The 25,737-nt window shown below is 65.4% G+C and carries 24 protein-coding genes; 9 read left to right on the forward strand and 15 right to left on the reverse strand.

The window, feature by feature from the left end; genetic code table 11:
* Position 1: 1 nt before the first annotated feature.
* From pstC to rlmE, 6 genes are all read right to left on the reverse strand, one after another.
* On the reverse strand, positions 2-925 hold the full coding sequence (gene pstC, locus AC3QLZ_RS04270) for a phosphate ABC transporter permease subunit PstC (protein ID WP_050804318.1): 924 nt from the start codon (positions 923-925) through the stop codon (positions 2-4).
* Between the two features lie 123 nt (positions 926-1,048).
* On the reverse strand, positions 1,049-2,041 hold the full coding sequence (locus AC3QLZ_RS04275; protein WP_014238070.1) for a PstS family phosphate ABC transporter substrate-binding protein: 993 nt from the start codon (positions 2,039-2,041) through the stop codon (positions 1,049-1,051).
* A 238-nt stretch (positions 2,042-2,279) separates the two neighbouring features.
* Positions 2,280-3,635: a phosphoglucosamine mutase gene (gene glmM, locus AC3QLZ_RS04280; protein WP_492783390.1), complete on the reverse strand. Its 1,356-nt coding sequence runs from the start codon at positions 3,633-3,635 to the stop codon at positions 2,280-2,282.
* A 24-nt stretch (positions 3,636-3,659) separates the two neighbouring features.
* Positions 3,660-4,484, reverse strand: a complete 825-nt coding sequence (gene folP, locus AC3QLZ_RS04285; protein ID WP_492783391.1) for a dihydropteroate synthase — start codon at positions 4,482-4,484, stop codon at positions 3,660-3,662.
* A gap of 79 nt (positions 4,485-4,563) precedes the next feature.
* Positions 4,564-6,447: an ATP-dependent zinc metalloprotease FtsH gene (gene ftsH / locus AC3QLZ_RS04290; protein ID WP_014238073.1), complete on the reverse strand. Its 1,884-nt coding sequence runs from the start codon at positions 6,445-6,447 to the stop codon at positions 4,564-4,566.
* Between the two features lie 91 nt (positions 6,448-6,538).
* Positions 6,539-7,171: a 23S rRNA (uridine(2552)-2'-O)-methyltransferase RlmE gene (rlmE, locus tag AC3QLZ_RS04295; protein ID WP_014238074.1), complete on the reverse strand. Its 633-nt coding sequence runs from the start codon at positions 7,169-7,171 to the stop codon at positions 6,539-6,541.
* A 35-nt stretch (positions 7,172-7,206) separates the two neighbouring features.
* On the opposite strand from rlmE, the gene yhbY reads away from it, so the two are divergent.
* A complete protein-coding gene (gene yhbY / locus AC3QLZ_RS04300; protein ID WP_014238075.1) occupies positions 7,207-7,563 on the forward strand; it encodes a ribosome assembly RNA-binding protein YhbY in 357 nt (118 codons plus the stop codon).
* A gap of 16 nt (positions 7,564-7,579) precedes the next feature.
* Here yhbY and AC3QLZ_RS04305 read toward each other — a convergent pair whose 3' ends face one another.
* The 6 genes from AC3QLZ_RS04305 to AC3QLZ_RS04330 form a co-directional block, all read right to left on the reverse strand.
* Complete coding sequence (locus AC3QLZ_RS04305; protein ID WP_492783392.1) at positions 7,580-8,071, reverse strand: DUF4149 domain-containing protein; 492 nt, start codon at positions 8,069-8,071, stop codon at positions 7,580-7,582.
* Between the two features lie 96 nt (positions 8,072-8,167).
* Complete coding sequence (greA, locus tag AC3QLZ_RS04310) at positions 8,168-8,644, reverse strand: transcription elongation factor GreA (protein WP_014238077.1); 477 nt, start codon at positions 8,642-8,644, stop codon at positions 8,168-8,170.
* A 69-nt stretch (positions 8,645-8,713) separates the two neighbouring features.
* Positions 8,714-11,920: a carbamoyl-phosphate synthase large subunit gene (gene carB / locus AC3QLZ_RS04315; protein ID WP_014238078.1), complete on the reverse strand. Its 3,207-nt coding sequence runs from the start codon at positions 11,918-11,920 to the stop codon at positions 8,714-8,716.
* Between the two features lie 3 nt (positions 11,921-11,923).
* Positions 11,924-13,072, reverse strand: a complete 1,149-nt coding sequence (gene carA, locus AC3QLZ_RS04320) for a glutamine-hydrolyzing carbamoyl-phosphate synthase small subunit (RefSeq protein ID WP_014238079.1) — start codon at positions 13,070-13,072, stop codon at positions 11,924-11,926.
* 247 nt (positions 13,073-13,319) lie between these two features.
* Positions 13,320-14,126, reverse strand: a complete 807-nt coding sequence (dapB, locus tag AC3QLZ_RS04325) for a 4-hydroxy-tetrahydrodipicolinate reductase (RefSeq protein WP_130458765.1) — start codon at positions 14,124-14,126, stop codon at positions 13,320-13,322.
* Between the two features lie 3 nt (positions 14,127-14,129).
* Positions 14,130-14,573 (reverse strand): outer membrane protein assembly factor BamE, encoded by a 444-nt coding sequence (locus AC3QLZ_RS04330; RefSeq protein ID WP_492783393.1) that lies wholly within the window; start codon positions 14,571-14,573, stop codon positions 14,130-14,132.
* Positions 14,574-14,754: 181 nt separating this feature from the next.
* Here AC3QLZ_RS04330 and fur point away from each other — a divergent pair, with 181 nt between their 5' ends.
* Genes fur through AC3QLZ_RS04345 form a run of 3 tightly spaced genes read left to right on the forward strand, consistent with a single transcriptional unit; the run spans position 14,755 to position 16,754 of the window.
* Positions 14,755-15,225, forward strand: a complete 471-nt coding sequence (gene fur / locus AC3QLZ_RS04335) for a ferric iron uptake transcriptional regulator (RefSeq protein WP_130458766.1) — start codon at positions 14,755-14,757, stop codon at positions 15,223-15,225.
* A gap of 52 nt (positions 15,226-15,277) precedes the next feature.
* Positions 15,278-15,844 (forward strand): TMEM165/GDT1 family protein, encoded by a 567-nt coding sequence (locus tag AC3QLZ_RS04340; protein WP_014238083.1) that lies wholly within the window; start codon positions 15,278-15,280, stop codon positions 15,842-15,844.
* Between the two features lie 58 nt (positions 15,845-15,902).
* The gene (locus tag AC3QLZ_RS04345; RefSeq protein ID WP_492783394.1) at positions 15,903-16,754 is read left to right on the forward strand and encodes a substrate-binding periplasmic protein; all 852 of its coding nucleotides are present in this window, start codon (positions 15,903-15,905) and stop codon (positions 16,752-16,754) included.
* Here AC3QLZ_RS04345 and AC3QLZ_RS04350 read toward each other — a convergent pair.
* From AC3QLZ_RS04350 to AC3QLZ_RS04360, 3 genes are all read right to left on the reverse strand, one after another.
* Complete coding sequence (locus AC3QLZ_RS04350) at positions 16,685-17,473, reverse strand: putative metalloprotease CJM1_0395 family protein (RefSeq protein ID WP_492783395.1); 789 nt, start codon at positions 17,471-17,473, stop codon at positions 16,685-16,687. The genes AC3QLZ_RS04345 and AC3QLZ_RS04350 overlap by 70 nt on opposite strands.
* 97 nt (positions 17,474-17,570) lie before the next feature.
* Positions 17,571-19,226, reverse strand: a complete 1,656-nt coding sequence (gene recN, locus AC3QLZ_RS04355; protein ID WP_492783396.1) for a DNA repair protein RecN — start codon at positions 19,224-19,226, stop codon at positions 17,571-17,573.
* Positions 19,227-19,229: 3 nt separating this feature from the next.
* Complete coding sequence (locus AC3QLZ_RS04360; RefSeq protein WP_014238087.1) at positions 19,230-20,108, reverse strand: NAD kinase; 879 nt, start codon at positions 20,106-20,108, stop codon at positions 19,230-19,232.
* Positions 20,109-20,236: 128 nt separating this feature from the next.
* Here AC3QLZ_RS04360 and hrcA point away from each other — a divergent pair, with 128 nt between their 5' ends.
* From hrcA to AC3QLZ_RS04385, 5 genes are all read left to right on the forward strand, one after another.
* Positions 20,237-21,265, forward strand: a complete 1,029-nt coding sequence (gene hrcA / locus AC3QLZ_RS04365) for a heat-inducible transcriptional repressor HrcA (protein ID WP_130458770.1) — start codon at positions 20,237-20,239, stop codon at positions 21,263-21,265.
* Positions 21,265-22,368 carry a ferrochelatase gene (gene hemH, locus AC3QLZ_RS04370; RefSeq protein ID WP_492783397.1) on the forward strand — a complete coding sequence of 368 codons (1,104 nt, stop codon included), beginning with the start codon at positions 21,265-21,267 and terminating at the stop codon, positions 22,366-22,368. Before hrcA ends, hemH begins: the two co-directional genes overlap by 1 nt.
* Positions 22,369-22,429: 61 nt before the next feature.
* A complete protein-coding gene (gene trxC / locus AC3QLZ_RS04375; protein WP_492783398.1) occupies positions 22,430-22,873 on the forward strand; it encodes a thioredoxin TrxC in 444 nt (147 codons plus the stop codon).
* A 65-nt stretch (positions 22,874-22,938) separates the two neighbouring features.
* On the forward strand, positions 22,939-24,006 hold the full coding sequence (locus tag AC3QLZ_RS04380; protein WP_492783399.1) for an FG-GAP repeat domain-containing protein: 1,068 nt from the start codon (positions 22,939-22,941) through the stop codon (positions 24,004-24,006).
* Positions 24,007-24,047: 41 nt separating this feature from the next.
* The gene (locus AC3QLZ_RS04385; protein ID WP_014238092.1) at positions 24,048-25,667 is read left to right on the forward strand and encodes a methyl-accepting chemotaxis protein; all 1,620 of its coding nucleotides are present in this window, start codon (positions 24,048-24,050) and stop codon (positions 25,665-25,667) included.
* The last annotated feature ends 70 nt before the right edge of the window (positions 25,668-25,737 follow it).

Below are 25,737 nucleotides of genomic sequence, written 5' to 3' on the forward strand. Positions count from 1 at the left end.
ATCAGTAAGCCTCGCGGAACTTCTTGCGCATGATGTGACCGATGACGTTGAAGAACAGGGTAATCAGCATCAGGGTCAGACCCGCGGCGAAAATGGTCTGGTAGCCCACGGAACCGTGGGGCAGGTCGCCCAGGGCCACCTGGACGATGTAGGCGGTGATGGTGGCCGCCGGCTCCAGGGGATTCCAGGTCAGGTTGGGCTGCATGCCGGCGGACACGGCCAGGATCATGGTCTCGCCCACCGCCCGGGAGATGCCCAGGATGTAAGCGGCGGCCAGGCCGGAAGTGGCGGCGGGCGCTACCACCTTGACCGCCGTCTGGAAGCGGGTGGCGCCCATGGCGTAGGAGCCCTCACGCAGGCTCATGGGCACGGCGCGCATGGCGTCCTCGGCCACCGAGCTGACGTAGGGCACGATCATGATGCCCATGACGATGCCGGCGGACAGCAGGTTGAAGCCGGGCAGATCCGGGTAAATCTGCTGCAGCAGCGGGGTGATGAACATCAGGGCGAAGTAGCCGTAGACGATGGTCGGCACGCCGCCCAGCAATTCAAGGAAGGGCTTGGCGATTTCGCGCACCTTGAAGGGGGCGAATTCCGAAAGGTAGATGGCGATGATGGTCCCCAGGGGAATGGCCACCAGCAGGGCCACACCGGAGCTCACCAGGGTGCCGGAAACCAGGGGCAGGATGCCGAAATGGGCATCGTCAAACAGAGGCGTCCACTGGGTATCGGTGAGGAAGTCGATGAGGGGCACGTGGTCGAAGAAGACCAGGGACTCCTTCACCAGGATAAAGACGATCCCGGCCGTGGTCGCCACGGAAACCAGGGCTGCCGCCAGCAGGATGAATTCAATGATGGTTTCGCGCAGGTGGCGGGTACGCCGCCGCACGAAACGCTCGCTCACATGGTCAAGGGGTACGGCCACAGGCGCATCCGATACAAGGGTGGAAGACATAACGGGATTTTCGGGGCTCATTCTAATGGAGTCCGGCAGGGCCGGGGCTCAAAAAAGGCGGCCCGCCGCAACGGGCCGCCCTGCTGCAACAGCTTAGAGTTGAGCTTCGCGCTTGATCAGTTCTTCGATCTTCATGCCGACAGCTTCAGTGCCACCGAAGACGGTGCCAGCCTTCTTCTTGGCCAGGCGTTCCCGGTTGGCTTCATACACCTTGCCGGGCAGGGCCACGTACTTCACTTCCTTGACCAGCTTGGGGGCGTTCTTCAGGTAGAACTCGACGAACTCCTTGACCTCGGGCTTTTCCAGGGACTTGGCGTTCACGTAGATGAAGATGGGACGGGACAGGGGAGCGTAGGAACCGTTCTCCACGGTCTCGGGGGAAGGCAGAACGCCGCCCTTGCCGTTGTCGATGGACACGGCCTTCAGCTTCTTCTGGTTTTCGATGTAGTAGGCGTAGCCGAAGTAGCCCAGGCCGCCCTTGTCGCGGGAAACGCCCTGCACCAGCACGTTGTCGTCTTCGGAGGCGGTGTAGTCGCCGCGGGAGGACTTGGCCTTGCCGACCACGGCTTCGGTGAAGTAGTCGAAGGTGCCGGAATCGGCGCCGGGACCGTAGAGCTTCAAGGGCACATCCGGATAGGCCGGGTTCACCTGGTTCCAGTTGGTGATCTTGCCCTGGGCGGCGGGTTCCCAGATGGCCTTCAGTTCGGCCACGGTCATGTTCTTGATGAAGTTGTTCTGGGGATTGACGATGACGGTCAGGGCGTCATAGGCGATGGGCAGTTCGTAGTAGGCAATGCCCAGTTCCTTGCAGGCGTCCATTTCCTTCTTCAGGATGGGACGGGAGGCATTGGAAACATCGGTCTCGCCGCGGCAGAACTTCTTGAAACCGCCGCCGGTGCCGGAAATACCCACGGTCACCTTGATGGCGTTCTTCTTTTCCTTCTGGAAATCCTCGGCCACCGCCTCGGTAATGGGATACACGGTGGAAGAGCCATCCACCTTCACCAGTGCGGACTGGGCGTGGGCGATACCGGAAACGGCCAGGCCGGCAAGACCCAGGGCAGCGGCGATTTTGGCAAATTTCATCAGGTTTTCTCCTTGGAGGGGTTACACGCATAAGACGGTGCATTTCACTACCCTGCGGAGTCTACCTAGCCACTATTACACTTCCGTTACATCGCTGTAATAAATCCGGACCGGCCCCCTCCTCCACCGGAAAGGCCAGCCAAGATCAAGCAAAGACGGGCATCTTCGCCATGCCATGGCCAGGATGCCCGCCCTTCCTGCCTCCCCGGGATAGCCCCGGGAAAAATACCGCCCTGCCTTATTCGCCGACGGCCTGGCGCACGGCACCGGCCAGGTTATCCGCCAGACGAGCGATCAGCTCGCCGTCCCGGCCCTCCACCATCACCCGCAACAGGGGTTCGGTACCGGAAGCCCGCAGCAGCACCCTGCCCCGCCCGTCCAGCTCCGCCTCCACCGCCCGCTGGGCCGCGGCAATGGCCGGACTGTCCTGCCAGGGGAAGCCCTTGGGCATGGGCACGTTGATCAGTTTCTGCGGATACAGCACCAGGTCGCCGAGCAGGGCCTTGAGGCTGCCGCCCTGCTGGCGCAGGGCCGCCAGCACCTGCAGCGCCGCGATGATGCCGTCGCCGGTGGTGTGCCGGTCGAGGCAGAGGATGTGGCCGGAATTCTCGCCGCCGTAGAGCCAGCCGTTCTGCACCAGCTTTTCCAGCACGTAGCGGTCGCCCACGGCAGCCCGGGCGAAGGGAATGTCCAAGGCCTTGAGGGCATCTTCCAGGGCCAGGTTGGTCATCAGGGTGCCGGCCACCCCGGCCACCGGGCCCAGGGCCTGGCGACCGCGGACGATGGCGTAGAGCAGCTGGTCGCCGTCGTAGACGTTGCCCTCCCCGTCCACCATCACCAGCCGGTCGCCGTCGCCGTCCAGGGCGATGCCCAGATCGGCCCGCTGGCCCAGCACCGCTTCCTTGAGGGCCTTGGGCGCCGTGGCGCCGACGGCGGCGTTGATGTTGAGGCCGTCCGGACGGTTGCCGATGGCCACCACGTCCGCCCCCAGCTCGTGGAAGACGTCCGGCGCGATGTGGTAGGCGGCACCATGGGCGCAGTCCACCACGATCTTCAGGCCGCGCAGGTCCAGATCGTTGGGGAAGGTGCTCTTGCAGAATTCGATGTAGCGGCCCCGGGCGTCGTCGATGCGCCGGGCCTTGCCCAGGCGGTCCGAGGACACGCAGCCCATGGGCGCTTCCACGCCGGCCTCGATGGCATGTTCCACCGCATCCGGCAGCTTGGTGCCCTGGGCCGAGAAGAACTTGATGCCGTTATCGTAGAAGGGGTTGTGGGAGGCGGAGATGACGATGCCGGCCTGCAGGCGCAGGGCCCGGGTCAGGTAGGCCACCGCCGGGGTCGGCATGGGACCCACCAGGCAGACATCGACGCCGGCGGCGGAAAAACCGGCTTCCAGGGCCGCTTCCAGCATGTAGCCGGAAATCCGGGTGTCCTTGCCGATCAGCACCGCCGGACGCTCGCCGGCGGGCAGCCCGTCCTGGGCCACCAGCACCTGGCCGGCGCTGTAACCCAGGCGCATGGCGAAATCCGGCGTGATCGGCGCTTCGCCGACGCGGCCCCGCACACCATCGGTACCGAAATATTTTCTGCTCATGGTTGTCCTCGCAACTTTCAGTGTTCAGGCGGCCACGGCCTGCCAGATGGTCAGGGCGTCCCGGGTGGCGGCCACGTCATGCACCCGCAGGATGCGGGCGCCGCGCTGGGCAGCCAGGAGATGGGCCGTCACGCTGGCCGCCAGACGCTCTGCCACGGGCTTGCCGGTGAGGGCGCCCAGCATGGTCTTGCGCGACATGCCGGCGAGGACGGGCAGGCCGTCCACCGTGGTTTCCGGCAGGTGGCGCAACAGGGCCAGGTTGTGTTCCAGGGTCTTGCCAAAGCCGAAGCCCGGGTCCAGCACCAGGCGCTCGTCGGCGATGCCGGCGGCCCGGGCGGCGGCAACCCGCCGGGCCAGGAAATCCCGCACCTCCGCCACCACATCGCCGTAGCTGGGCTGCTGCTGCATGGTGCGGGGTTCGCCCTGCATGTGCATGAGGCAGAGGCCGCAATCGCTGTCGGCCACGGCCTCCAGGGCGCCGGAATAGCTCAGGGCGGCGATGTCGTTGATCATGTCGGCGCCGGCCGCCAGCACGGCCCGCATCACTTCCGGCTTGTAGGTATCCACCGAGAGGGGCACGCCGCAATCCTTGAGGGCCGCCAGTACCGGCAGCAGCCGCTCCAGTTCCTCTTCTGCGGTGGCCGGGATGGCGCCGGGACGGGTCGATTCGGCCCCCAGGTCCAGCATGTCGGCACCGGCCGCAATCTGGGCCCGGGCGTGGGCCACGGCCCGTTCCGCATCGGTGGCCAGGCCGTCGCCGGAAAAGGAGTCGGGGGTGAGATTGACGATCCCCATGATCAGGGGCCGTTCCAGGGAAAGGGTGAATTTCCCGCAGCGCAAAAGGGACATGTGGACAGCAGACAAAAGAAAAGGCCGGAAGGATGATCCTCCCGGCCCCGTATTGTAACGCCTGGCAACCAGGCCGTGATCAGGCCGTGGCGGCAGCGCTGGGCGCGGCGCCCGGGGAATTGCTGTCGGCGGACGACTTGGGCGGCGTCTGGGGCGCCTTGGGCGGGCGCGGTTCCTTGCCTTCCATGATGTCGTTGATCTGGTCCGCGTCGATGGTTTCCCACTCCAGCAGGGCGGCGGTCATGGCCTCCACCTTGTCCCGGTTGTCTTCCAGCAGCTTGCGGGCAAGGCCGTACTGCTGGTCGATGATGCGGCGGATTTCCTTGTCCACCAGCTGCATGGTGGCTTCGGAAACGTTCTTGTGGGTGGTGACGGAACGGCCGAGGAACACTTCGCCTTCATTCTCGCCATAGACCATGGGGCCCAGGGCGTCGGTCATGCCGTAGCGGGTGACCATGTCCCGGGCCATCTGGGTGGCCCGCTCGAAGTCGTTGGAAGCGCCGGTGGTCATCTGGTTCATGAACACCTCTTCGGCGATGCGGCCGCCGAAGAGAATGGCGATGCGGTTCATCAGATATTCCCGGTCGTAGGCGTAACGGTCTTCCACCGGCAGCTGCATGGTGACGCCGAGGGCCCGGCCCCGGGGAATGATGGTGACCTTGTGCACCGGGTCGGCCTTGGGCAGCAGCTTGGCGACAACGGCATGGCCGGACTCGTGGTAGGCCGTGTTGCGCTTTTCTTCCTCGCTCATGACCATGCTGCGGCGCTCGGCGCCCATCATGATCTTGTCCTTGGCCTTCTCGAAGTCCTCCATGTCCACCAGGCGCTTGTTGCTGCGGGCGGCAAAGAGGGCGGCTTCGTTCACCAGGTTGGCCAGGTCGGCACCGGAGAAACCGGGGGTGCCGCGGGCCACGATGTCGGCACGCACATCACCGGCCACCGGCACCTTGCGCATGTGCACCTTGAGGATTTCCTCCCGGCCGCGGATGTCGGGCAGGGGTACCACCACCTGGCGGTCGAAACGGCCCGGGCGCAGCAGGGCGGGGTCGAGCACGTCGGGACGGTTGGTGGCGGCGATGACGATGATGCCGGTATGGCCCTCGAAACCGTCCATTTCCACCAGCAGCTGGTTCAGGGTCTGTTCCCGCTCGTCGTTGCCACCGCCCAGGCCGGCGCCACGCTGGCGACCGACGGCGTCGATTTCGTCGATGAAGATGATGCAGGGGGCGTGCTTCTTGGCGTTTTCGAACATGTCGCGGACCCGGGCTGCGCCCACGCCGACGAACATTTCCACGAAGTCGGAACCGGAGATGGAGAAGAACGGCACCTTGGCCTCGCCGGCGATGGCCTTGGCCAGCAGGGTCTTACCCGTACCCGGGTTGCCCACCATCAGCACACCCTTGGGAATGCGGCCGCCCAGCTTCTGGAACTTGGAGGGGTCCCGCAGGAAATCCACCAGCTCGGACACTTCTTCCTTGGCCTCGTCGCAGCCGGCCACGTCGGCGAAGGTGACGGTGTTGTTGGATTCGTCCAGCATGCGGGCCTTGGACTTGCCGAAGGAAAAGGCGCCGCCCTTGCCGCCGCCCTGCATCTGGCGCATGAAGAAGACCCAGACGCCGATGAGGAGCAGCATGGGGAACCAGCTGACGAAGATGCTCATCAGCATGGAAGGTTCTTCATCCGGCTTGGCCTCGATCTTGACGCCGTACTTGAGCAGGTCGGAAACCAGCCAGATGTCGCCCGGCGAATAGGAAGTGACGCGCTTGCCTTCCGTCGTGGTGGCCTTGAGGGTGCGGCCTTCCATCACCACCTTGTTGATACGACCAGCCTTCACCTCGTCGATGAACTGGGAGTATTCCATGGAGTTCTGGGCAACCTGACGGTTGTTGAACTGATTGAACACCGTCATCAGGACCAGGCCAATCACCAGCCAGATGGCCAGGTTTTTAAACATGTTGTTCAAGTGTGCTCCTCTCGCCGCTCAACGGCGGCTAAACCTCGAATGCCACGAATGGTCCATTCTAAACCGAAAGCCGGTCTGACAGCAGGCGGGGCTATACGGACCCACCATGTTTGAGACGCCGGCCGAGCAGATAGAGTTCCGGACTGCGATCCCGGGACGACTTGGGCTTGCGTGTCGCCACCACCTCGAAGGTCTCCCGCATGGCCGCCAGGAACTCGTTGAAACCGCTGCCCTGGAAGACTTTGACGAGGAATGCGCCATCCGGCTTGAGGTGCTCCCGGGCGAATTCCAGGGCCAGTTCGCACAGATAGATGGAGCGCGCCTGATCGGAAACGTTCACCCCTGATATATTGGGGGCCATGTCCGAAAGTACAAGCCCCACCTGGCGCCCCGCCAGGCGCGACTCGAACTCCCGCAGCACCGATTCCTCGCGGAAATCCCCCTGCATGAAGTCCACCCCGGCGATACCCTGCATTTCCAGAAGGTCGATGGCGAACACCTTGCCGCCCTCCCCCACCCGCTGCACGGCCACCTGGCACCAGCCGCCGGGGGCCGCCCCCAGGTCCACCACCACCTCGCCGGGCTTGAGGAGTTTGTCCTTGTCGTCGATCTCGAGCAGCTTGAAGGAGGCGCGGGAACGCCAGCCCTCGGCCTTGGCCCGATGGACAAAATGATCATTGACGTGTTCTTGCAGCCACGCCTTGCTGGTCTTGGAACGTGCCATCCAGTAGAATCCGCGTTTTGAATCAGGTGCTTCCTATGCTTTCCCTCAATGCCGACCAGCGCCGCGCTCTGCGAGCCCGTGCCCATTCCCTCGACCCCGTCGTCAGCATCAGCCAGAACGGCCTCTCTGAAGGGGTGATGAAGGAGATCGACGCCTCCCTGAAGAGCCATGAGCTCATCAAGGTCCGGGTGTACAACGACAACCGGGAAGAACGGGAACAGTTCCTCCAGGAAATCTGCCAGCAACTCGACGCTGCCCCGGTGCAGCACATCGGCAAACTGCTGGTACTGTGGCGCCCCACTCTGGACGCCGCCGGCAAGCCGGTCAAGGCCGCCCCCCAGCGCCGCCCCCGCTCCGCCCCCCGCCGCACCAAGCGCAGCTTCCAGGCCTGAACAGGCACGCCGGTGGTCAGGCCACAGCAGGCCGCCGGCTCTCCACTCCCCCCAGCATCACCAGAATCAGCCCCGCCAGACTCTGCAGCAGGTAGAGGGCGCTGGACAAGGCATGCCAGAAGGCGAACTCCGGCCCCAGGGACGCCACGTCCGGCGGCAAGGGAGGCAATAGGGCCTTGATGCCGGCAATCACCGGCTGCAGCCAGAACAGCTGGGCCGCCGCCAGCAGCCACAACACCGACAGCAACAGCAGACGCAGCCGCCGCTCGCGGCCGGCCGCCTGGGTGTGACGCACATAAACCAGGAGCAGGATGCCGGCCACCATGCCGATCCAGCCGACGATGAAGAACAGCTTGCCCGCCACCTCCCCGGCCACCAGCCTGGGCAGGCTGGCAAACAGCACCGGCGCAGCCAGGTAACCGACCGCCCACAGGGCACCGACCCAGAGGACCAGCAGTCCGCGGCAAAGTGCCGTGGCCAGGCGGGACAGGACGGCAGGCTTGGTCATCTTTGGTTCAAGACAAAAACCAAGGCCCTGCCACCCCTGCCAGGACAGCGGCAGATCGGTTGAACAGGGCCCGGGACATGATGGGTTACGCCGGACTTATTCGTAACGCACGTCGAGGATTTCATACTCCCGCAGGCCGCCCGGAGCCTGCACCTGGGCGATATCGCCGGCATATTTGCCGATCAGGGCGCGGGCCAGGGGGGAGTTGAAGGAAATCTTGCTTTCCTTGATGTCCGCCTCATCCTCGCCCACGATCTGGTAGGTCACCTGGGCACCGGAATCCTGGTCCTCCAGATCGACGGTGGCGCCGAAAACGCAGCGTCCGTCCGCATCCAGGGCCTGGGGATCGATGATCTGGGAATGGGAAAGCTTGCCTTCCACTTCCTGGATCCGGCCCTCGATGAAGCCCTGGCGCTCCTTGGCGGCATCGTACTCGGCATTTTCCGAGAGGTCGCCGTGGGAACGGGCTTCGGCAATGGCGGCAATGACATTGGGCCGATCCACCGTCTTCAGGCGGTGCAGTTCGGCGCGAAGTTTCTCGGCGCCCTTAACGGTCAGAGGAATCTTGCTCATAGCGCGTCTATCAAAGCAAAACCGCCGGCGCCCCGATGGGGCGTTCCCGGCGGCGAGGGTTAGGATTGATCAGGAAATCTGGGCGTGCAGCGCCTGGATGGGATAAACCACCAGTTCGCCACCCTGGCGGATACCGGCGGCAGCAGCCTCGGCACCCCAGATGGTGGTGTACATGGTGACCCGGGCGGCCAGTCCGGAAGTCCGGATGGAGCGGGAATCGTTGATGGCCTGGCGCTTCTCGTCCACCGTGTTGATGATCAGGGCAATCTCGTTGTTCTTGATCATGTCCACGATGTGGGGACGGCCTTCGGTCACCTTGTTCACCACGGTCACCGGAATGCCGGCCGCTTCCATGGCGGCACCGGTACCCCGAGTCGCCAGGATGGTGAAGCCGGCAGCATGCAGGTCACGGGCCACATCCACGGCCTTGGTCTTGTCCGAGTCCTTGACGGAGAGGAACACCTTGCCGCCGGTGGGCAGCTTGACGCCGGCCGCCAGCTGGCTCTTGACGAAGGCTTCGGCGAAGGTGGTGCCCACGCCCATGACTTCGCCGGTGGACTTCATTTCCGGTCCCAGGATGGTATCGACGCCGGGGAACTTGACGAAGGGGAATACCGCTTCCTTGACGGAGAAGTAAGGCGGAATCACTTCTTTGGTGATGCCCTGGCTCTTCAGGCTCTGGCCGGCCATGCAGCGGGCGGCGATCTTGGCCAGCTGCAGGCCCGTGGCCTTGGAAACGAAGGGCACGGTGCGGGAGGCGCGGGGATTCACTTCCAGCACGTACACGGTGTCGTTCTGGATGGCGAACTGCACGTTCATCAGGCCGCAGACGTTGAGGGCCTTGGCCATCAGCTTGGTCTGGCGACGCAGCTCGTCGGTCACTTCCTTGGTCAGGGAGTAAGGCGGCAGGGAACAGGCGGAGTCGCCGGAGTGCACGCCGGCCTGTTCGATGTGTTCCATGACGCCGCCGATGATGACTTCGTCACCGTCGGACAGGGCATCCACGTCCACTTCGCAGGCGTCGTTCAAGAAGCGGTCCAGCAGCACAGGAGAGTCGTTGGAGACCTTCACCGCCTCGCGCATGTAGCGCTCCAGATCGGACTGCTGATGCACGATTTCCATGGCCCGGCCGCCCAGCACGTAGGAGGGGCGGACCACCAGGGGATAACCGATTTCCTGGGCCAGAGCCAGGGCGTCGGCTTCGTTGCGGGCGGTGCGGTTGGGCGGCTGCTTCAGGCCCAGCTCGTGCAGCAGCTTCTGGAAGCGTTCCCGGTCTTCGGCCGCGTCGATCATGTCGGGGCTGGTGCCAATGATGGGCACGCCGTTGGCCTCCAGGTCCCGTGCCAGCTTCAGCGGGGTCTGGCCGCCGTACTGGACGATGACGCCGACGGGCTTCTCCACATTGACCACTTCCAGCACGTCTTCCAGGGTCAGGGGCTCGAAGTACAGACGGTCGGAGGTGTCGTAGTCGGTGGACACGGTCTCCGGGTTGCAGTTGACCATGATGGTCTCGTAGCCGTCTTCGCGCATGGCCATGGCGGCATGCACGCAGCAGTAGTCGAACTCGATGCCCTGGCCGATGCGGTTCGGACCGCCGCCCAGGACCATGATCTTCTTCTTGTCGCTGGGCTGGGCCTCGCACTCGTCCTCGTAGGTGGAGTACATGTAGGCCGTGTTGGTGGCGAATTCGGCGGCGCAGGTATCGACGCGCTTGAACACCGGACGCACGTTGAGGGCGTGGCGACGCTCCCGCACGGCGGTCTGGGTGGTGGCCAGCAGCTTGGCCAGGCGCTTGTCGGAGAAGCCGCACTTCTTCAGCACCAGCAGTTCTTCCCGGGACAGGGAATCGACGCTGCGGCCGGCCAGGGACTTGGCCTTCAGGTGCAGGTCCTCGATCTGGGCCAGGAACCAGGGGTCGATGTGGGTCAGGCGGTGGATCTCGTCCAGGGTCATGCCGATGCGGAAGGCATCGCCTACGTACCAGATGCGCTCGGGGCCGGGTTCGGCCAGTTCGGTCTCGATCACTTCCCGGTCGGTGGTCTTCTCGTCGAAGCCGTCCACACCCACTTCCAGGCCGCGCAGGGCCTTCTGCAGGGATTCCTGCAGGGTGCGGCCGATGGCCATGACTTCACCCACGGACTTCATCTGGGTGGTCAGGTGGAAATCGGCGGTGGGGAACTTCTCGAAGGCGAAACGGGGCACCTTGGTGACCACGTAGTCGATGGAGGGCTCGAAGGAGGCCGGGGTCTTGCCGCCGGTGATCTCGTTGGCCAGCTCGTCCAGGGTGTAGCCGACAGCCAGCTTGGCCGCCACCTTGGCGATGGGGAAGCCGGTGGCCTTGGAGGCCAGGGCGGAGGAACGGGACACCCGGGGGTTCATCTCGATGACGATCATGCGACCGTCCTTCGGGCTGATGGCGAACTGCACGTTGGAGCCGCCCGTATCAACGCCGATCTCGCGCAGCACCGCGATGGAGGCGTTGCGCATGATCTGGTATTCCTTGTCCGTCAGGGTCTGGGCCGGGGCCACGGTGATGGAGTCACCGGTATGCACGCCCATGGGGTCCAGGTTCTCGATGGAACAGATGATGATGCAGTTGTCCTTGCTGTCGCGGACCACTTCCATCTCATACTCTTTCCAGCCGATGAGGGACTCTTCGATGAGCAGTTCCTTGGTCGGCGAGGCTTCCAGGCCCCGTTCGCAGATGGTGACGAACTCTTCCTTGTTGTAGGCGATGCCGCCGCCGGAACCGCCCAGGGTGAAGGAGGGACGGATGATGGCCGGGAAGCCGATCATGGCCTGCACCTGCAGGGCCTCTTCCATGGAGTGGGCCACGGCGGAACGGGCGGAGCCCAGACCGATCTTGGTCATGGCGGCCTTGAACTTTTCCCGGTCCTCGGCCTTGTCGATGGCTTCCTCGGAAGCGCCGATCAGCTCGACGCCGAACTTCTCCAGCACGCCGTGCTTGGCCAGATCCAGAGCGCAGTTCAGCGCAGTCTGGCCGCCCATGGTGGGCAGCAGGGCGTCGGGACGCTCCTTTTCGATGATCTTTTCCACCACCTTCCAGGAGATGGGCTCGATGTAGGTCACATCGGCCGTTTCCGGGTCGGTCATGATGGTGGCGGGGTTGGAGTTCACCAGGATGACCCGGTAACCCTCGGCCTTCAGGGCCTTGCAGGCCTGGGCGCCGGAATAGTCGAACTCGCAGGCCTGACCGATGATGATCGGGCCGGCGCCGATGATGAGAATGCTCTTAATGTCTGTGCGCTTGGGCATGAGTTACTTTCCCTCGGCCTTTTTGTCTTGCATCAGCTTGATGAAACGGTCGAACAGATAGGCCACATCGTGGGGGCCCGGGCTCGCCTCGGGGTGGCCCTGGAAGGAGAAGGCCGGCACGTCGGTGCGGGCGATGCCTTGCAGGGAGCCGTCGAACAGGGACACGTGGGTCGCCCGCACATTGGCCGGCAGGGTGTCCGCATCCACGGCGAAGCCGTGGTTCTGGCTGGTGATCAGCACCTGGTTGGTGTCCAGATCCTTGACCGGATGGTTGGCGCCGTGGTGGCCAAACTTCATCTTCAGGGTCTTGGCGCCGGAAGCCAGGGCCAGCAGCTGGTGGCCCAGGCAGATGCCGTAGGTGGGCACGCCGGCCGCCAGGATTTCACGGATGGCGGTGATGGCGTAGTCACAGGGCTCGGGGTCGCCGGGGCCGTTGGAGAGGAAGACGCCATCCGGCTTGTACTTCAGCACCTCGGCCGCAGGAGTCTGGGCCGGCACCACGGTGACGTCGCAGCCGCGGGCAGCCAGCATGCGCAGGATGTTGGTCTTGACGCCGTAATCGTATGCCACCACCTTGAACTTGGCGGCGGGGGCGGCGGCGTAACCCTTCAGGGTCCACTCGCCTTCGCTGAACTGGTAGGGGGAATCGACGCTGACCACCTTGGCCAGGTCCATGCCGGCCAGACCCGGGAAAGCGCGGGCTTCGGCCAAGGCCTTGGCTTCGTCGGCCACGCCGGCGATGATGCAGCCGGCCTGGGCGCCCTTTTCGCGCAGGATGCGGGTCAGCTTGCGGGTGTCGATGCCGGCGATGGCAACGACGCCATGCTGCTTCAGATAGTCGGGCAGGGTCTGCTCGATACGCCAGTTGGAAGCGCGGATCGGCAGGTCGCGGATGACCAGGCCGGCGGCGAAGTTGGCGCGGGACTCGAAGTCCTCCGCATTGCAGCCGGTGTTGCCGATGTGGGGATAGGTGAGGGTGACAATCTGACGGCAGTAGGACGGGTCGGTCAGGATTTCCTGGTAACCGGTCATGGCCGTGTTGAACACCACTTCACCGCTGGTGGTGCCCTCGGCACCGATGGCGTAACCGCGGAACACGGTGCCGTCGGCCAGGGCAAGCAGGGCGGGCGAAAAGGCAGGAAGCAGGGACACAAAAGACTCCGGGCGGCGAATTCGTGGTACTCGTGACGCGCTGTCGGACCCCGGACAGCCCTGCCGCCACACAGGCAGGACCGGTTTCACCGGGGCACATACGCAAAGCGGGATGGGCTCAGCGCCCTCCCGCTTTCACGAATTGATTTTTTAACCGCACTATTATAGCCGACTGCCCCCTTTTGGGGCAATCGCGGCGCAGCACGTCACGGCCCGGAGCGGCTTCGCGGCCGCCCCCGGAGGAGGCTCAGCGCAGGCCCAGCACGTCCTGCATGTCGAACAGGCCATTCTTCTTGCCCGCCAGGAAGCGGGCCGCCCGCAGGCTGCCCAGGGCGTAAGGCATGCGGCTGCCGGCCTTGTGGGCGATCTCCACCCGTTCGCCGGTGCCGCAGAACATCACGTTGTGGTCGCCGACGATGTCGCCGCCGCGCACGGTGGCAAAGCCGATGGTGGAAGGATCCCGTTCGCCGGTGACGCCTTCGCGGCCGTAGATGGCGCATTCCTTCAGGTCCCGGCCCAGGGCATGGGCCACCACTTCGCCCATGCGCAGGGCGGTGCCGGAAGGGGCGTCGATCTTGTGCTTGTGGTGGGCTTCGACGATCTCGATGTCGTAGCCCTGGTTGAGAATGCGGGCCGCCACATCCAGCAGCTTGAACACCAGATTCACGCCCACCGCCATGTTGGGGGCGAAGACGACCGGGATATCCTGGGCGGCGTCGCGGATGGCGGCCTTGCCAGCCTCGTCGAAGCCGGTGGTGCCGATGATCATGGCCACGCCCAGCTTGCGGCACAGGGCCAGGTGCTCCAGGGTGCCTTCGGGGCGGGTGAAGTCGATCAGGCAGTCGGCCTGCTTCAGGGCGGTCTCGGCGCTATCCAGCACCTGGACGCCACAGGGCTGGCCCACCAGGTCGCCCGCATCCTTACCCACAGCGGGGCTGCCCGGGCGGTCAAAGGCGGCACCCAGCACCACTTCGCCATCCTTCAGGGTGGCTTCGATCAACATCCGGCCCATACGGCCGGAAGCCCCGGCCACGGCAATACGCAACTTGCTCATGAATTACAGTCCAACCTTATCCAGCATTCGTCCAAAGAAGCCCCGCTCGCTGTCGGGCGGCGGCGCCTGCACACTTCCGTCCTCGGGAATGGACCCAAGGTCGATCACCTGCTGCCGGGTCGGCGGCACCACGTCACCACCGGCCTCGCCGGCCTGGGCCGCCACCACGTCGCCACCGACGCGGGCCAGCTTGCCGTCAGCAAAGAAAACGGAGAACTTGCGGGTCTCGGTTTCCCCAGTCTTGCCCTTTTCCAGCCGATAGACGTAATCCCAGCGTTCGCCGTGGAAAATGTCCATCAACATGGGCGTCCCCAGGATGTAGCGAACCTGGTCCTTGCTCAGCCCGGGGCGCAGTTGGGCCACCATGTCCTGGGTCAGGACATTGCCCTGCTGCACATCGATTTTGTATTCGGTGACGATACGGGGAACGGAGCATCCGGCGAGCAAGGTCGAGGAAACGACCAGGGCCGAAAGGAAAATCCGGGAACTATGGCGGAAATGGCCATCAAAGGCAGGGATATGGAAGCGACTCATGCGGCAAAACGCTGGATTCCAGCGGTGTCCAAGCAAAGTGAATCGGTATATCATAGCCCAAAAAATCAGACCAACCTATCAAATAGGGTGCGACATGAGCAATTCCCAGAGCCTGAAGAGCATCGGTCTCAAGGCCACCTTTCCCCGACTCAAGATTCTGGACCTGTTCGAAAAGAGCAACGTCCGCCACCTCTCCGCCGAAGACGTCTATAAGCTCCTCATCGCCGAAGGCATGGACATCGGCCTGGCCACGGTTTATCGGGTCCTGACCCAGTTCGAGCAGGCCGGCATCCTGGAACGCCACTTTTTCGAATCCGGCCGTGCCGTCTTCGAAATGAACGAGGGCAAGCATCACGACCACCTGGTCTGCGTCAATTGCGGCCGGGTGGAAGAGTTCTACGACCCCGAGATCGAGCGGCGCCAGAACAAGATCGCCAAGGAACGGGGCTTCGCCATCCAGGAGCACGCCCTCTACCTCTACGCCGAGTGCCTCAAGGAAAACTGTCCCCACCGCAATTCCCCGGACGCCCACGTGGACAAGCACCACCTGCCCCACGACGCCTGACCCTCCCATTCCTTTGCCATGACGCCGGGGCTTGCCCCGGCTTTTATTTTGTATGGACGCCCTCCTCACCTCCACCCTGCTGGTCGCCCTGGCTGAAATCGGCGACAAGACCCAACTGCTCTCCTTCGTCCTGGCGGCACGCCTGCGCCGGCCCTGGGCCATCATCGCCGGCATCTTCGTCGCCACCGTGGCCAATCATGCCCTGGCCGGTTCCGTCGGCGCCTGGGTCGCCTCCCTGCTGAGCCCGGAAATCCTGCGCTGGTCGGTGGGCATCCTGTTCATCGCCTTCGGCCTGTGGACCCTGAAGCCGGACACCCTGGACGACGACGAGACCCCCAAGACCCTGGCCCGCGGCGCCTTCATCACGGCCCTGATCGCCTTCTTCCTGGCGGAGATGGGGGATAAGACCCAGTTCGCCACGGTGGCCCTGGCCGCCCGCTTCGATTCTCTGGCCGCCGTGGTCCTGGGCACCACCCTGGGCATGATGATCGCCAACGTGCCGGCCGTGCTGATCGGCGAAAAGCTGGCCCATCGCCTGCCTCTGGACTGGATCCGCCGCCTCGCCGCCCTGGTCTTCGTCCTGACCGGCGGCGCCACCCTGCTGACCACCGGCGCTTGACCCCCCGGGAGGGGCGGGGTATAACTTTTGTTCTACATCGTTACGCCTATGCGCCTCCATGGGGTTTTCCCGTCGATCCCTGTCCCGCCATGCGCTGGCCCTGTTCTGCCTGGGCCTGTCGGCTCTCGCCCATAGCGGCGATACGGTCACGGCCGGCCTGCGGGTGGGCCTCATGCACAGCGAACCCTGGGCCTACTACAGCCGGGACGGCGGCGGCGAACGCAAGAGCCAGCTCAGCGGCGTGTTCGTGGACATCAGCCGGGAACTGGCCAGGGAAACCGGCCTCAGCCTGGAACTGAACACCCTGCCCTATGGCCGGGTCGGCAAGGAGCTGCAGAGCGGCGACTGCGACCTGACCTATCTGATCCGCTCCGACGACCGGGATGCCTACGTCGAATACGCGGGCTACCTCTTCAGCTTCCACACCCTGGTGCTGGCCCGCCCCGGCAGCACCCTGCGCAGCTATGACGACCTGCAGGGACTGCGCATCGGCCTGGTCAAGGACATCCGCCTCAACCCCCGTTTCGACGGCGACGCCGGTTTGAACAAGGTGGAAGTGCGGGACTACGAAACCCTGGTGGACATGTTCCTCAGCGGCCGCCTGGACGCCATCGCCGGCAACAGCATCTCCCTGCACCACCTGCTGCAGAAGCGGGGCTACCCGAGCCAGCCCTGGCCGCGCCTGATGCTGCAGAAGACCGAGGTGTGGGCCCAGATGTCGAAGAAATCCCCCCAGCTCGGCCACCTGCCCCGCATCCGCAGCGCGGTGGAAAAACTGCGCAGCGAAGGCTTCTTCGAGAATGCCGTGCAGCGCTATCGACCCGCGGCGGAATCCGCGCCTCAGGCGAAGAGATCAACGCGGGAGCGGGAAACGGCCGTTTCCCTGACGCCCACGCTCTCCAGCCGATAGGCCATCTCTCCCCTGGCCCCACCGCCAGAAGCCGCACCGGACGGACCTGCCACGGCAGCCTCGGCCGCAACCGGCGCCGATGCTTGCTCTCCAGACACACCTCCGGTGGAACCGCTTCCCTCCTGGGCCGCAGCCGCCTCGCTTGCCTCTTGCTTCGCCTGCTCGGCCCGGGCGCTGCTCTCCAGCCTGGCGGCGCCTGCCGCCACGCGCCGGTCCTGGGGCGAAGGATCGGCCGGCGCCATGGCGGCGGCTCGGATCTGCTGGGCCTTGGCCAGACTTTCCTCCGGCGTACGGCCCGGCGAGACATCGATGGAAACCTCTCCCGCCACCGCATACATGCGGCCGTCCGGCCCCTTGTCGTAGGTATAGCTGGCACCGCCCTGGACCAGGGCGCCGCCGGCAGCGATGTGGGCCTGCTCGTGGGCGCGCACCTTGCGGTCCGTCTCCTTCAGCTTTTCCACCTGCCGCTGTTCGTCCTCCGACAGCTCGCTCTTCCCGGCAGCGGCGGCGAAGGGGTTCTTGCCCAGGGACTGGCCGTAGCCCCCGTTCCACTCGGCACCTGAAGCCGCCGCACTACCACTGCCCGACGAAGATGCTCCGCTGCCGCTCTCGGCCGCCTTGGCGCCGCCGGCCGCCGGCCGCTGCACGGGTGCAGCAACGCCTCCCGTGGCGACAGGATAGACACTGGCAATGCCGGAAGCTGAGAGGGACCCGATCATGGCAGACACTCAAGGCCGCAGCGGGGCGACAGCCCCGTTTGCGGGAAAGTAGATTACCTCACCATAGCCCAGGCCCCGGGCCGGGGCCAAGTCGGGCTCAGCCCTGACCGAGCAGTTCCTTGGCGTGCTGCCGGGTGGTGGCGGTAATTTCCACGCCGCCCAGCATGCGGGCGATTTCCTCCACCCGGCCCGCCGCGTCCAGGGGCGTGACCCGGCTCTTGATGGCGGCGCCATCCTTAGACTTGGCCACCTGCCACTGCCAGTCGGCCCGGGCCGCCACCTGGGGCAGGTGGGTGACGCACAGCACCTGGCGCTCCCGGCCCAGGCGGTGCAGCAGGCGCCCCACCACCTCGGCGACGCCGCCGCCGATGCCCACGTCCACCTCGTCGAAAATCAGGGTGGGGACGCTGGCCTGGCGGCTGGTGACCACCTGGATGGCTAGGCTGATGCGGGACAGTTCGCCGCCGGAAGCCACCTTGGCCAGGGAACGGGCTTCGCTGCCGGCCAGGCCGCCGATGCGGAATTCGATGTTTTCCAGGCCGTGGGCATTGCCGCCGGCCACGGGCACCAGGGCGATTTCGAAACGGCCGCCGCCCAGGGCCAGTTCCTGCATGCCCTGGCTGACCTCGTCGCCCAGGGCCTTGGCCGCCTTGGCCCGGGCCTTGGAGAGCTTGGCCGCATCCTTGTCGTATTGCTGGCGAGCCGCATCCACCCTGGCCTGCAGGGCCGCCAGGTCGCCCGCCTCGCCCAGTTCGGCGAGACGCTGCTGCCAGCGGGACAACAGTTCCGGCAGTTCCTCCGGCAGGGCGCGGAACTTGCGCGCGCAGCCCATGACGGCCTCCAGGCGGCGTTCCACCTCGGCCAGGCGGGCCGGGTCCAGATCCACCCGGTCGGCGTAGCGGCGCAGGGCGCTGACGGCTTCGGCCAGCTCGGCTTCGGCCGACTGCACCAATTGGGCCACTTCGCTCAGGGCCGGATCGTATTCGGCCAGGCCGTCGAGACGGGAGGCCACGGCACGCACCTGGGCTTCGCAGGCCCCCTCGCCTTCGGCCAGCAGGCCCAGGGAAAACTGGGCTCCTTCCAGCAGGGAGGCGGCATGGGCCAGGCGCTTGTGTTCCTGGTTGAGACTTTCCCACTCGTCGGCGGAGAAGGCCAGGGTCTCCAGTTCCCGCACCTGCCATTCCAGCTGTTCCCGCTCCCGGGCCAGGGCTTCGCCGCCTTCGGCTGCCGCGTCCAGGGAATCCCGGGCGTCGCGCCAGGTGCGCCAGGCTTCGCCGACGCTGCGGGCCAGGTCGGCATGGCCGGCATGGGCGTCCAGCAGCTGGCGCTGGGCCTCGCCCCGCAACAGGGACTGGTGGGCGTGCTGGCCGTGGATGTCCACCAGCCATTCGGCGGCCTGTCGCAGTTGCTGCAGGGTGGCGGCAGAGCCGTTGATGTAGGCCCGGGAACGGCCGCCCGCATCCAGGATGCGGCGCAGCAGCAGGTCGTCGTCAGCGGCGAAGTCGTTCTCCGCCAGCCAGGACTTCAGTTCGGCCAGGGCACGGATGTCGAACTCGGCCCCCACTTCGGTCTTCTCGGCCCCGGCCCGCAGCAGGCCGCTGTCGGCCCGCTCGCCGAGGACGAAGGCCAGGGCGTCCACCAGGATGGACTTGCCGGCGCCGGTCTCGCCGGTGAGGGCGCCGAAGCCGCCCTGGAAATCCAGCTCCAGCCGGTCCACCAGGACGAAATCGCGAATGTTCAGACGTTGCAGCATGGTTCAGGGCCCCTTGGGACGTTTGCTCCAGTGGAGCTTCTGACGCAGCATGGCGAAGTAGCTGTAGCCGGGCGGGTGCAGGAAACAGACGTTGTAGGCGGAGCGGCGCATGCGCACGCAGTCGTCGGGACGGATGTCGAAGGCCACCTGGCCGTCGAAGTGCACCCGGGCGTCGGCGGACTGGATCACCCGCAACTCGATCTCGCAGCGGTCCGACACCGTGATCGGCCGGTTGGTCAGGGAATGGGGACAGAGGGGCACCAGGGCGATGCCGCCCAGGGTCGGGTGCAGGATGGGGCCGTTGGCCGAGAGGGCGTAGGCGGTGGAGCCGGTGGGAGTGGAGATGATGAGGCCGTCGGCCCGCAGGTTGTAGATGAACTCGCCGTCGATGAACAGCTCGAATTCGATCATGCGGCCGATGGCGCCCTTGTCCATCACCACGTCGTTGAGGGCCTGGTTGGCGCAGACTTCCTTGCCGTCCCGGATCACCTCGGCGTCCAGGATCAGGCGCTCCTCCGGCACGAAGCGGCCGTCCAGCAGGTCTTCCATGCAGGACAGCATGTCGCAGCGGGCAATGTCGGTCATGAAGCCCAGGCGACCCTGGTTCACGCCCACCAGGGGCACCTTGTAGCGGGCCAGGTGGCGGGCGGCATTGAGCATGGTGCCGTCGCCGCCGAGGACGATGGCCAGGTCGGCATGGGCGCCGATGAACTGGAAATCGCCGGTCATCCAGCGGCTTTCCCCCACATTGGCGGCCGTATCGGCCTCCACCAGCACCGAGACGCCCCGCTCGCTCAGATACTGGCCGAGGGAACGCAGGGATTCGGCAATTTCCGGGCTGTGGTATTTGCCAATCAGGGCAATGGTGCGGGGAAGTGCCATGGGACGCGAAGGGGAATGGTGACCGGAGCCTTTCATGGCCCGCATTAAACCACAAAACCCCCCGCCCCCGGCGGCACGGCGCGGATGCAACTCCTGGCGGCCCCGGCGATTTTCGGTAAAATCGATTCATGCTCGACAACCGCGCCCGCATCCTGCTCAAGACCCTGGTCGAACGGTACATCGCCGAAGGCCAACCGGTGGGCTCCCGCGCCCTCTCCCGCTTCTCCGGGCTGGACCTGTCGCCGGCCACCATCCGCAACGTCATGGCGGACCTGGAGGAACAGGGTTTCATCGCCAGCCCCCACACCTCCGCCGGCCGCATTCCCACGCCCCGGGGCTACCGCCTGTTCGTGGACAGCCTGCTGGCGGTGCAGCCCCTGCAGGAAAACCAGATCCACGAGATGGAAGGGCAGCTGATCCAGACCCAGCCCCAGCAGCTGATCGGCAACGCCTCCCACCTGCTCTCGGAACTGACCCAGTTTGCCGGCATCGTCGTGACGCCGCGGCGCAAGACGCCGACCATCCGCCAGATCGAGTTTCTCGGCCTCTCGGAAAAGCGCATCCTGCTCATCATCGTCACCACCGACGGCGACGTGCAGAACCGCATCCTGCTCACCGAACGGCCCTACTCGCCGTCGGAGCTGACAACGGCGGCCAATTACCTGAACCACAATTACGCCGGCCTGGACTTCGACCAAATCCGCCAGCGCCTCACCGGCGAAATTCAGCAGTTGCAGGACGACCTGAAGATCCTCATGGCCTCGGCCCTGGAGGCCGGCAACCAGGCCTTGAACGACAGCGCCAGCCAGTACGTCATCTCCGGCGAGAAGAACCTGCTGGAAGTGGAGGAACTTTCCTCCAACATGAAGCGGCTGCGGGAGCTGTTCGACCTCTTCGAACAGAAGACCGGCCTGGTGCGCCTGCTCGACATCTCCAACAACGCCGACGGTGTGCAGATCTATATCGGCGGCGAATCGGGCCTGGCGCCCCTGGACGAATGCAGCGTCGTCACCGCCCCCTACGAGGTGAATGGCCAGGTGGTGGGTTCCGTCGGCGTCATCGGCCCCACCCGCATGGCCTACGAGCGGGTCATCCCCATCGTAGACATCACCGCCAAGCTGCTCTCCTCCGCCCTTACCTACCAGGCCAATACCTGATGCCCTTTTTCCGTCCGGAACCCGAATTCAAGCATGGCACCGCCCCCCAGACCGGGGTTCTGCTGATCAACCTGGGCACCCCCGACGCCCCCACGGCGCCGGCCCTGCGCCGCTATCTCAAGGAATTCCTCTCCGACCCCCGGGTGGTGGAGATTCCCCGCCTCATCTGGTGGCCCATCCTCAACGGCATCATCCTCAACACCCGCCCCGCCAAGTCGGCGGCCAAGTACGCCTCCGTCTGGCTGCCCGAAGGCTCGCCCCTGCGGGTACACACGGAACGCCAGGCCAAGCTGCTCAAGGGCGCCCTGGGCCAGGCCGGCCACCGCCTGGTGGTGGATTACGCCATGCGCTACGGCCAGCCCTCCGTGGCCGATGCCCTGGAGCGGCTGAAGCAGCAGAACTGCACCCGCATCCTGCTGCTGCCCCTCTATCCCCAGTACGCCGGCAGCACCTCGGCCACCGCCCTGGATGCGGCCTACGCCTGGCTGCAGCAGAGCCGCAACCAGCCGGAAATCCGCGCCGTGCGCAATTTCCACGACCATCCCGGCTACATCGCCGCCCTGGCCGCCAGCGTGCGCCAGTACTGGGCGGAGAACGGCCAGCCCGGCCCTTCCTACCGTCTCATGCTGAGCTTCCACGGTGTCCCCAAACGCACCCTGGAACTGGGGGACCCCTACCACTGCGAATGCCTGAAGACCGGCCGCCTGCTCAGCGAAGCCCTGGGCCTGCCCAAGGAGCAGGTGGAAATCTGCTTCCAGTCCCGCTTCGGCAAGGCCGAATGGCTGCAGCCCTACACCGCCCCCACCCTGCACCGGCTGGCCAAGGAAGGGGTGGAACGGGTGGACGTCATCTGCCCCGGCTTCACCTCCGACTGCCTGGAAACCCTGGAGGAGATCGCCATGGAGGGCAAGGCCGATTTCCTCGCTGCCGGCGGCAAGACCTACGGCTACATCCCCTGCCTCAACGAGCGGCCGGACTGGATCGAGGCCCTCGCCGACATCGTCACGACGCACCTTTCAGGCTGGCCTACCCGGGAAGCCCCGGACCAGGCGACCCTGGAACAAAGCGCCCTGCGGGCCCAGGCCCGGGGCGCCTCCCGCTGACCCCCTCTTGAAGACCGGGGCGGCGTCTCCATATTAGACAAGTCTAATCAAGGAGCCCGCCATGGCCGCCCCCGAATCCCTGCACCTGGTCTGCCCCCACTGCCAGGCCGTCAATCGCCTGCCCACCCAGCGCCTGACCGAACAGCCCACCTGCGGCCGCTGCAAGGCAGCGCTGTTCACCGGCGAGCCCCTGGCAGTCAATAGCGCCGCCCTGGAGGCTCACCTGGGCCGCTCCGACCTGCCCCTGCTGGTGGATTTCTGGGCCCCCTGGTGCGGCCCCTGCCGCATGATGGCTCCCGCCTTCGCCCAGGCGGCCCGGCAACTGGAACCCCATTACCGCCTGCTCAAGCTGGATACGGAAGCCGAACCGGCCATGGCCGCCCGCTTCGGCATCCGCAGCATTCCCACCCTGGCCCTCTTCCGCGGCGGCCGGGAAGTGGCCCGCCAGGCCGGCGCCATGGATGCAGCCAACCTGATCCGCTGGCTGCGCAGCGTGGACGTGTAGAAACGCCTCAACCTTTGCTCCGGGAGGCCGTAGACGAGGTAGCCACCCGCCACCCGGAGCCTCCCATGAAAATCGCCTCTACCGACGTCCAGATGGCCGCCAGCCATGCCAGCCTGCAACACCATGAAGTCAGCGAAAGCCTGCGCGTCTGGGTCGGCGACCGGCGACCCGACTTCGAAGGCAACGGCGACTTGGCGACAGCCTCCCCGACATCGCCGGCCACCAGTGTCAGCCTGTCCCCGGAAGCCCTGGCGGCCCAGGCCCAGGACGGGGTGGAGGCTGCCGGCGCCAAGGCCGAAGAGACGCTGGACCCCAAGCTGGCCCTGCTCAAGACCCTGATCGAGTACTTCACCGGCCGCAAGATCGAGCTCCTCAGCCAGACCGATCTCAGCGCCGAAACGGGCACGCTTGCGGGCGGCCAGGCAGCGGGCGGCGTACCGGCCGACGCAGCACCGGCCAAGGCCGGCTACGGGGTGGAATACGACCACCACGAGTCCTACACGGAAATGGAGCAGACCACCTTCTCCGCCCAGGGGGTGGTGCGCACCAGCGACGGCAAGGAAATCAGCTTCGACCTCAACCTGGCCATGAGCCGGCTCTACCACGAGGAAAGCAGCGTCAGCCTCCGCGCCGGCGACGCGGTGAAGAAGGACCCCCTGGTGCTCAATTTCGCCGGCACCGCCGCCCAGCTGACCGACCAGCGCTTCGCCTTCGACATCGACAGCGACGGCAAGGACGACATGATCAACTTCACCAGCGGCGGCAGCGGTTTCCTGGTTTTCGACAAGGACGGCAACGGCAGCGCCACGGACGGCGGCGAGCTGTTCGGCACCCGCAGCGGCGACGGCTTTGCCGAACTGGCCGCCTACGACGCCGACCGCAACGGCTGGATCGACGAGAACGACCCCATTTTCGAACAGTTAAGAATCTGGATCAAAGACGGGGCTGGCCGGGACCAGCTACTTTCCCTGGCAGACAAGGGCGTGGGCGCCATCGGCCTGCAACATCTGGCCACCCCCTTCGAGGTGAAGACGGCGCAGAACCGGCTACAGGCTTCAGTGCTGGCTTCCGGCGTGTTTTTACAGCAGAATGGAGGCGTTGGCTCGATCCAACAACTGGACTTGACTGTATAGCGGCAGGACCGACAAATTAAAGCCGAGGACCAAGGGAGATTATGGCTCGTATCGCCGATTTGAAAATCTGGGTGCGCCTCACCGCAGCCATCTGGTTCATGCTCATTGCCGTATGGACAGGCATGATCGTCTGGGAATCCGAAGTCAATCGGGAAACAGCCATCGGCCAAGCCAAGGATTTTGCCGGCAGCATCCACGAAATGACCATGGCCGGCCTCACCGGCATGATGATCACCGGCACCGTCGGCCAGCGCGAAGTCTTCCTCGACCAGATCAAGCAGCTCTCCGTCATCAAGGACCTGCACGTGGTCCGCGGCGAAGCCGTGAGCAAGATTTTCGGCCCCGACACCAAGGACAAACGTCCCATGGACAGCATCGAGCAACAGGCAATGCAGAGCGGCAAGGCCTATACCGCCGTGCATGAAGAAAACGGCGCCACCTACCTGCGGGTGGTCACCCCCACCCTGGCTTCCACCAACTACCTGGGCAAGAACTGCATCATGTGCCACCAGGTGCCGGAAGGGTCCGTCCTCGGCCTGGTCAGCATGAAGGTTTCCCTCGACAAGGTGGACGCCGAGGTCAACGCCTTCCGCCTGAAGATCGCTGCCGCCGCCTTCGGTGCCAGCCTGCTGCTGCTGGCGGTGATCTACCTGTTCATCCGCCACTTCGTCACCATTCCCATCGAGCATCTGACCCACGGCCTGCAGGACATCGCCACCGGCGAAGGGGATCTCACCCGCCGCCTGGAAGTGAAGGGCCGGGACGAAGTGGGCCTGGCCGCCACCGTCTTCAATCAGGTGATGGAGAACTTCTCCACCCTGGTGCGCCAGGTCAGCCAGTCCGCCACCGAGGTTTCCGCCAAGGCCCATGCCCTGGCCCAGAGCGCCTCCCAGGTGGCCGACGGCTCCCACCAGCAGAACGAGAAGTCCGTCACTGCCGCCTCCGCCGTGGAACAGATGGTGTCGTCCATCGCCGCCATTTCCCAGAGCGCCGAGCACGTACAACAGCAGTCTCAGGAAAGCCTGAAGCGCTCCGAGGAGGGCAACAAGAGCCTGGGCCACCTGCTCGAGGAAATGAACAACGTGGAGCAGACGGTCAAGGAAATGGCCGAGTCGGTGAATGAGTTCGTGCGCAACACCGACGCCATCAACAAGATGACCCAGGAAGTGAAGGACATCGCCGAGCAGACCAACCTGCTGGCCCTCAACGCCGCCATCGAGGCGGCCCGGGCCGGCGAGCAGGGCCGGGGCTTCGCCGTGGTGGCCGACGAGGTGCGCAAACTGGCCGAGAAGTCCTCCCGCTCCGCCAGCGAGATCGATGCCATCACCGAAACCCTCTCGGCCCAGTCGGTCAATGTGCGGCGGGCCATCGAAGAGGGCCTGGGCCACCTGTCCTCCAGCCAGGCTTCGGTCACCAACGTGGCCGACATCCTGCAGGCCGCCAACGGCTCCGTCACTGAAGTGGGCCACGGCCTGGATGCCATCGCCGGCGCCACCGACGAGCAGCGCCGGGTCAGCGGCGAAGTGGCGGACAGCATCGAGGCCATCGCCGCCATGGCCCGGGAAAACAACGAATCCGTGGAGCAGACGGCTGCCGCTGCCCAATCCCTGGAAGCCCTGGCCGATTCCCTGCAGAACACGGTGGGGCGCTTCAAGGTCTGATCCCGGACCGCCCACAAAAAACGCCCGGCAGGCACCAAGCCTCCGGGTGTTTTCTTTTGTTGCGGCGCTG

The sequence above is a fragment of the Azospira sp. MPR-LB4 genome, from assembly GCF_058809525.1.